Source organism: Verrucomicrobium sp. BvORR034, from assembly GCF_000739635.1.
Classification (GTDB): Bacteria; Verrucomicrobiota; Verrucomicrobiia; order Verrucomicrobiales; family Verrucomicrobiaceae; genus Verrucomicrobium.
Genome location: NZ_BATQ01000091.1, coordinates 66,855 through 74,696 on the forward strand (window position 1 = coordinate 66,855; position 7,842 = coordinate 74,696).

The following is a 7,842-nucleotide window of genomic DNA, read 5'->3' on the forward strand; positions in this document are numbered from 1 at the left end:
TGAGTGACTGCGTGGGCAGAGCTCTGCGTCACCCTTCATTCCAAAACCGGGCTGCGGGTTAGCAGAATACTTTTTGAAACAGCCGTCTCCCTACGGATGGCCCACTTCATACAGGCGACGGATCTCCTCTGCGGACAGCACCTTGTTCTGCACGCTCAACTCATCCATGTGGCCACGGAAGTTGGGTCGCAGCTTGCGATGTCGTTCAGAGTTCCCGATCTCCAGGCTTCCCAAACTCAACGGGGTGCGGCCCTCAAGAAACCCTTCGGTCACCAGGACACCATCGAGAAAGAGGGAGGCCTTGCGCGATGGGGTGTCCAGCACCGCAGCGAGCATGTGCCACCGGCCCGGGGACAAGCCAGCCGGGGCGAGCGTGACCCGCCAGTTACGGGTGGGATCGCCTGCAGTGCTCAGATGCACGCCGATGCCCCAGGTGCCGTCAGTGTTGATGATCCAATCCACCTCCCCGGGGTGGTAGTCTCCGGATGGGGCTAGAAGATGCTGGCGGGACGTCAGATCGGTCGGTTTGATCCATGTGATCAGTGTCATGGCAGGGTAGGTGCCATTGACGGAGATGCGCAGCCGGTCCTCGGGACTGTTGAACTCCAGCCCCCCTTTGCCTGTCCAGCGGCCCTGTGTCCATCGACAGCCCTGGATGATGGCCTCAGCACCGGCATGCACCGGATTGGCCCGGTTCATCAGACGAGTGTCGCTGCCGGTTTCGAAATCGAGATGGAGCAGGGTGGAGGCGTCCGCCGCCAGCCCACTGCTGGCGGTACGCCATGCGGCAAACTGGGCCTCCTGTCGCGTGCGCTTCTCCAGAGTGAACTGTTCCTGGCCCAAAAACTTGGCGGGCTCGCTGGCGATGGAGTCGGTTCCTTCATTCCGAATGCGAAGGGCTTGATGCACCTGCAGGGTTTTAGGAGTGAACTGGGAGTGACGGGGGCGCACCTCCACGCTGCCTTCCATGACGTGCACTTCACCCGAGCCATCTGACAGGAGCTGGCAGCCGAACTCCGTGCCCAGATCGACCACCGTGAAGTTCGGGGTGATGACGGTGAATCCATGTGCCTGGGTGGGGACCCGGGCACGGAGCCGCCCCTGCTGAAGCTCCACACGGTTGGCGCGGTCGATCCGAATTCTGGCGGGGCCTTCCAGGACAAGACTGGCTCCTTGGGAAAAGGAAACAACTGCCGTGCCCTTCTCAAGGATGAAGGTGCCGCGTTTCATGCCGGTGCCGGGCTCTGGCACCAGTGCTGCCGGGCTCCACACGGCATCGGACTCCTGAACGACGGTGGCGACGGGCGGGGCGAACCACAAGGGGCCGAGCAGGAGAATGACAGCCGCTGCAGCCCCCAGGGTGGCCAGGGTGATGATGGACAGCCTGCGGTGCTGGCGAACGACTGGAGGGGCAGGGGAAGCAGGCGGGTCCACCGCCTGCAGCATTTTCTCCGCTGCCAGCCTTCCTGTAGTTTCCTCACCCCAATGCCGGAAAAGAGCGTGCCACCCCGCCGCCTCCCAGTACGCGGTGCGGGCCTCCGGATGTTCGCGGAGCTGCGCTTCCATCTCCAGGCGTTCTGTCTCCTCCATGCCGCCGCCAAAGTGGAGCTCCAGCAGGTGCTGCAAGCGGGCCGCGTTCATGCGAGACCTCCTGCGAGCCTTCGTTCAATGCACTCGCGAACCACCGAACGGGCTCGGGAGAGGGTCACTTTCACCGCTCCAGGAGTCCAGCCCATGCAGGCGGCAATCTCCGCCGGGCCCTTGGTTTGCTGGTAACAAAGCTCCATGGCGTGTCGCGCTTGCGGGGCCAGTTTCTGGAGGCATCCGGGCAAGTGGCGGAGGCGCTCGTCGTTGCTGGAGAAGTCAGGCTCCACGGCGCAGAGGGCCTCAATCACATCCGGGCTGAGGGCGGACGCAGGCTCTCGACTGGCATCGCGGAAGGTGGCCAGGAGCTTGTACCGGGCGATGCTGTAGAGCCAGGCTCGGAAGTTGCTCCCTTCCTGGAAATCGGCCGACTTCTTCAAGGCAGTGAGGAAGGTCTCCTGCACCAGGTCATCCACCCGGTGGAAGTCCGTCGTGAGACCCAGCAGGAAGCCCCGAAGCGGGACGATGTGCTGCACAAACAGGCGCTGCACCAGCGCTTGCTGGTGCTCTGCGGAGCCGGGGACTGGAACAGGATCGGACATGACCCTCTCTCCATTCCGGGAGTTCTGCGAAGGTTAGCAAGAAAAATCACCGCCGCTCCCCGCATCACCGCTGCAACGGATAGACCCGCACATCCACCCCTGGGGAACCAACCACATGATCCGGTGGCCGGCCGGGGCTGGCAAAGCCCTGCATCTGGAGAATGCGGTCGTCCCACTCGTTCACCTGCGCAGGGACGATGGGGTAGGGCTCATGATGGACCTGACCGCGTAATATCCCCTGAGGAGTGCTCGAAAAGAGGAGGTACCGCTCTGCCAGGAAAAACTCCAGCGTGCCTGGCTCGGCGAGAGTGGTCGAGGCTCCCAGCTGATAACGGAAATCAGAGGCTTGCGGTGCTCCGGCGCGATGGCAGCGGTAGTGAATCTCCTGCCCGACACCAAACTCCGCCGTCATCCGGGCATGCTTGTAGGGCAGGTGAAAAAAAGTTTGCGCCGTCCATACCGCGAGGGGCTGGTTGCAGTCCAGCGAGTAGAACCAGACCCCCGGGCGACCCTCGTCATCGTGGACATAGGTCCGCACATTAAGTTCCAGGAAATAGCTCACCCATGGGACTGCCGGCAGGTACCGTGGGCGGATGTTCCGCATGAAGAACGGCACCAGGCCCACCCAGGCGCTGCCGCCAAAGGTGTCCACATGCAGCCCAGGAGGCAAGGTGCTCTGGATGGCCGCCGCATCCCACTCCCAGTGGAGGAAGGGCAGGTGACTCCACGTCTGGTACATGACGTGGGGGTGCGGCGGTCGTGCGCGCACCCCCAGGCGATGATCCAACGTGGGCAGACCCATGAAAATTGGGACAAAGGCCGGGACGGTATCCGGCTTGGGTGCTAGGCGTCGATGATGTTGCCGCAGACGGACTGCTTGCTGAGGATCAGCCCGGAGTCGGCGCGCTGACGGAACAGCAGGAAGTGCGGGGTGAGGCGATGGGCTTCCAGGGCAGCCAAGTCGTCATAGGCCTCCGCGAGTGTGAAGAGGTTGGGCTTGTCCACGCTCTGGCTGATTTCAAAGCGGCGGCAACCGGGTTCCTTCGTGCGGGCATCAGCGGCTTCTTCCGTGATGTACTGGATGAACTCGTCCACGCGCTCGGGGTGGACTTCGACGGTGACAATAAGGGAAATCATAGGGAAGTGGGTGGAGATTGAGAAGCGCAGACAGGTGCGCAGGCGTTCTTTAGCCGGGGGCCAGATGGCGGTAAAGCGCGAATGCCAGGAAGGCGACTCCGACAGCGATGGAGCAGGACATCGCGAAGATGCTGGCGCGGGTGTTCACGGACTCTTCAGCCGGAATCACATAGGTGTCCGGAGTGGTGCCTGGAATGGTCTGGGCCAGTCCGCCGAGACCTCCGCCCAGGGTGATCAATCCAAACAGCACCGAATAGACGATCAGGCGATCTGGATGGGTGAAAACATACGGGCATTTCCATAGCGCCAGAAACACCCCAGCGCCTGCACCCAGAATGTAGTACATGATGACAACTGCCCAGGAAAAGCCGCCCATGGAGGTCAGGGAATAATGATTTCGAGGTTCTGTTCCGGACCATCAAGTGGCAGGGAGCTCACATTGGGAAGCGTGACTTGATGGTCGCCTTCACCTACGACAACGGTGTAACTTCCGGCGTTGAAGATCTTGGGCCGAAACTGGTTTCCCTGAATCCGCAATGCATAGACGGTTTCGCCCGAGGATTCCTCCACGATGCGGACGACGGGGTCTTTGGCACCAGTGATTTTCAGAGTGGGCAGCCAGCCCAAGGGCGCACGACCGTAGTTGTCCTGCTGGCGGACGGTGATGGGCCATCCGGTGACAGGTTTGTCCTTGGTGACGTCTGCCCCGCGCTTCCAGAGCTCAAAGGTGACTTCGCGGGTGCTCTTGCGGAAACGGGCGATGCCGTAGCCGACGCCCATGTTGTTTTCCGGCACGGCGTTGAAGTAGGCGCGCATGGTGAGCTTGTTGCCGAAGCCGTCGTAGTAGTCACCAGTGGCTGGGAGCGCGGACGCAGCATCGCGTCTCTTGGGTTTTTCAAGCGGATCCCAAGAGCGTGGATAGATGTTGGCGATGGCCGGGGAGGCAAAGACCCAGGGCGCATCACCCCAGGCATTGATGCCATACTGGCACACGGTGGAGAGATGCTGGTCTCCGCAGAGGTGCACGGCGAAGCCCCGGCGGATGGCCCGGAGGGCGGCATTCCGGCCGCTTTGGGGCCAGCCGTTGCAATCGAGGTCGGCCAGGAGGCGGTCCGCTTTCCCGCCGTGCAGGTGAGCTGTGCCGACGAACGGGGTTTGAGAAAGAACACACTTCATCTCCACGCCGTTCCAGGAGTTGGTCCAGCTTTCCAGGAACTTGAGCTGGCGCGCTCCGAGGAGCTGGGCTTCCGGGACGTCGATGCTCTGGCGGTCATAGGCCAGATCGTTGATGTGGTCCGGGCGGGGTCCCATTTGCGGGACCAGGCCTGCGGGACCGGTCTTCCACTTGCGATCCTCCAGGATGGCGAAGTCAATGCCACCGAGCAGGAGGGAGGTGTAGTAGACGGTGATGCCATTCTTCACCGGTGTGGGATCCACTGGATCCGGCAGGTGCCCGCACTGGGCGCGCTGGACCATGTTTACATAGGGCACCGGCATGAAATAACCGCCATCGTTGCCAGTCGGAACCCGGGAGATCTCACCGCCTTCTCCCCAGAGGTTGGGGTGGCCGACGTCATGGTCATCCGGAATGGTCACTACAGGACGGTCCCGGCATATTTCTCCGAACTGCCGGCCAAAGAGAAGCCAGGCGGCATAGTGCTCCTTGTGGTCGTAGCTCTGGTCTCCGGCGAAGAAGAGGAGGTCAGGATTCTGTGCCTTGATGTTGCGGATGATGTCCTCCCGGGGGCCGCGGTCGTTGTTGCCGTTGCAGGAGAAGTTCGCCACGACGATCTCGTCCTTTTCCACCGGATTGCGCCGGATGACGCCTTCGTAGAGGGATCCGCCCGCGTGGGTGATGCGGTAGCGGTGGTCCCTGGAGTCGTCCCACGGGGAGACTCCTCGAAACTGGGCCATCCACCCCAGCTCCTCCACCGGCGCTTCGATCAGAGGCTGCCATTTGCCATCCCACATGACCTCAAGGGTCAGCTTGCGCTCCTCGCCGTCTTTCAGCGGGTAGAGGAAGGCCGACATCTTGAAGACGCCCCGGCTGGTCGTGTAGAGGGCGAAGCAGATGAGTTCGTTTCGCGGGACGTCCGGAATGACGAGAGGCTCACGTTTTCTGGGCGGTGGACTCTCGTTTTTGGGAGGAGACTGGGCGGAGAGCAGGACGGAGGACGAAAACAGCGTGACGAGGACGGGAAAAAGTCTTTTCATGGCGGGAGCCGGACATTGCCTCACGGGTGACTTTCCAGTGTTGGGTGACGAAAGTTTGCCACGCGTGATCCCGTATTGGCAAGCCACGATTAAGGAACCTCCCATCGTCCTCGACATGAACTTCCGTCTCCTCACTGGTATCACCGTTTTGTCCATCGTAGGATTGTCGCGCGGGGCGGACAATCCACCTGCGACCGCGCCAGCGCCTGCTGCGCAGACTCCAGCGCCCGCAACCACGCCGACGCCCGCCCCAACTCCCGCTGCACCCGCAGCGGAGAACAAGCCCGCGGAGCCCGCCAAGAAGCCTGAAGAAAAGAAACCGGCAGAGGCCAAACCCGCTGAGCCGAAAAAGGAGGAGAAGAAGCCAGACGCTCCCAAAGCTGCGGAAGCCAAGCCTGAGGAAAAGAAAAAGGATGAGAAGCCCGCTGCTCCTCCTCAGGTGCCGGCCTTCAAGGACAAAAATCTGGAGACTGCGGTACGCAAGCAGGTGTTCGCCAAGCGGGACAACAATGAACCGCTCTATGCTGCCGATGTGGAGAACATCTCCTTTGTCCAGGGCAAGGGCATGAAGATCACCGACCTCTCTGGCCTGGAGCAGTGCAAGGCGCTGGCACAGCTGGAACTGGCCAACAATGAGGTGAAAGATGTGACGCCGCTCAAGGGGCTGGAGCGTCTGCAGTTTGTGGATCTGGCGGGGAATCAGGTGGAGGACATCACGGCCCTGGGCACGCTGAAAGGGCTGCAATATCTCGAACTCACCGGCAACAAAGTAAAGGATGTCACGCCGTTGGGGGGCATTCCCGCACTCACTTCCATCTACCTTTCCGGCAACCAGATCGCTGACGCGAGCCCGCTGTTCAAGCTGCCCAAGGCATCTTCCCTGTATCTGGATGACAACAAGCTCACCAACATCACTGGCATCGGTGCCTTGAAGTGGCTCGGCATGCTGTCGCTCAAGAACAACCAGATTGTGGATGTGGCCCCGCTGGAGCCGCTGACGGAATTGCGCTGGATCTTCCTGGATGGCAACAAGGTGGTGGATCTGGCCCCCTTGCAACGGATGCTGAAAAAGGACCTCGATGGACCCCGGCGTTTTGCCCCTTATCTGAATCTGTATCTGGGCGGTAATCCGCTCTCTGAAGACTCGAAAAAGCTGGTGGAAGAGCTCAAAGCAGCCCATTTGCGGGTCAATCCCTGACGGCCAGGCCGGAGACCCATTTTCGCAGGGCACATGGGGCTTGTCAGCCCCGGTGCCTTCGCTTATAGATGCGGCGAACTCCCATGAGAAAACTGATACTGTCTTCCCGCTCGATTGCTGCATCCTGGACGCTGAAAACCGGTGCACTGCTGGCTTTGGCTGCCGCGTTTGGCCTCTCGTCCTGCGCCACCGGGAAACGACATCAGAAGGCGGCCACGGAGCCTGCCAAGTTTGTGATGTACCACTGGGAGGGGGACGGGGTGCAGGGGGAGCCCTCCATCGTGATTTACCTGGACACCCAGAAGGCGGAATTCTATCGCGGCAAGAAGCTGGTGGGCTGGACCTATGTGGCCACTGGGAAGCCTTCCCATCCCACACCCGCGGGCAATTTCCGGATCATCGAAAAGACGCCGGACAAGATTTCCAACCTGTACGGCAAGTTGCTGGATGTGGATGGCAAGGTGGTGGACAGCGATTTCAACCTGAGCAAGGAAGAGGTTCCGGAAGGCCATCAGTTCTCGCCTGCGCGCATGCCCATGTTCCAGCGTCTGACCAATGACGGCGTGGGGCTCCATGTAGGCCCTATTCCTCGTCCTGGTGCGACCGCTTCCCACGGCTGTATCCGTGTGCCCCGGTACATGGCTCAGAAGTTTTTCGCCAATACGGCGATCGGTACGCCGGTGACCATTCTGGCGAAGTCGCCGGACAAGAAGGATTGAGGAGCGAATTCGTGGTTTGGGCGCGAGTACGCCAAGAATGCGCCAGTGAAAGGAGGCGGGGGTTTCCAACCCCGCTCAGTCGTAAGTCGCTTGCACGATGCTCCGCCCCGGGCAATCAAAGGAGTGAGGGGTAGCGGCTTGAGTTTGGTGCTTGGAGACTACTCTCTCCGCTCCCCACGGCGGTTGTGCTTGGAGCACAAACCGCCGCTCCTTGGACTGTCGTGACTTAGGTGGATATTGGCGTTGGAATGAACGCCCTCAAATGAGAGGCAACCGAGGCGGTCGCCCTACAACCCAAGGTTGTCTGGGCGCGGGTAGGCCAAGAATGCGCCAGCGAAAGGAGGCGGGGGTTTTCAACCCCGCTCAGTCGTACGTCCCTTGATCGATG

8 protein-coding genes are annotated in these 7,842 nt (G+C 61.2%); 2 read left to right on the plus strand and 6 right to left on the minus strand.

The window, feature by feature from the left end; genetic code table 11:
* Positions 1 to 90: 90 nt before the first annotated feature.
* The 6 genes from BV034_RS15520 to BV034_RS15545 all read right to left on the minus strand — a co-directional run bounded on the left by BV034_RS15520 (position 91) and on the right by BV034_RS15545 (position 5,537).
* Positions 91 to 1,641: a LamG-like jellyroll fold domain-containing protein gene (locus BV034_RS15520; protein ID WP_050027918.1), complete on the minus strand. Its 1,551-nt coding sequence runs from the start codon at positions 1,639 to 1,641 to the stop codon at positions 91 to 93.
* Positions 1,638 to 2,186 carry a sigma-70 family RNA polymerase sigma factor gene (locus BV034_RS15525; protein WP_050027919.1) on the minus strand — a complete coding sequence of 183 codons (549 nt, stop codon included), beginning with the start codon at positions 2,184 to 2,186 and terminating at the stop codon, positions 1,638 to 1,640. Before BV034_RS15525 ends, BV034_RS15520 begins: the two co-directional genes overlap by 4 nt.
* Before the next feature lie 64 nt (positions 2,187 to 2,250).
* Positions 2,251 to 2,988 carry a DUF2071 domain-containing protein gene (locus tag BV034_RS15530; RefSeq protein WP_050027920.1) on the minus strand — a complete coding sequence of 246 codons (738 nt, stop codon included), beginning with the start codon at positions 2,986 to 2,988 and terminating at the stop codon, positions 2,251 to 2,253.
* A gap of 41 nt (positions 2,989 to 3,029) precedes the next feature.
* Entirely contained in the window at positions 3,030 to 3,323 is a 294-nt protein-coding gene (locus BV034_RS15535) for a putative quinol monooxygenase (RefSeq protein WP_050027921.1), read from the minus strand.
* A 49-nt stretch (positions 3,324 to 3,372) separates the two neighbouring features.
* Positions 3,373 to 3,699, minus strand: a complete 327-nt coding sequence (locus BV034_RS15540) for a hypothetical protein (RefSeq protein ID WP_050027922.1) — start codon at positions 3,697 to 3,699, stop codon at positions 3,373 to 3,375.
* Positions 3,700 to 3,704: 5 nt separating this feature from the next.
* Positions 3,705 to 5,537 carry a metallophosphoesterase family protein gene (locus BV034_RS15545; RefSeq protein ID WP_050027923.1) on the minus strand — a complete coding sequence of 611 codons (1,833 nt, stop codon included), beginning with the start codon at positions 5,535 to 5,537 and terminating at the stop codon, positions 3,705 to 3,707.
* Between the two features lie 115 nt (positions 5,538 to 5,652).
* Between BV034_RS15545 and BV034_RS15550 the strand changes: the two genes are divergently transcribed.
* The gene (locus tag BV034_RS15550; RefSeq protein WP_265593044.1) at positions 5,653 to 6,735 is read left to right on the plus strand and encodes a leucine-rich repeat domain-containing protein; all 1,083 of its coding nucleotides are present in this window, start codon (positions 5,653 to 5,655) and stop codon (positions 6,733 to 6,735) included.
* A gap of 83 nt (positions 6,736 to 6,818) precedes the next feature.
* A complete protein-coding gene (locus BV034_RS15555) occupies positions 6,819 to 7,454 on the plus strand; it encodes a L,D-transpeptidase family protein (protein ID WP_050027925.1) in 636 nt (211 codons plus the stop codon).
* Positions 7,455 to 7,842: the final 388 nt, after the last annotated feature.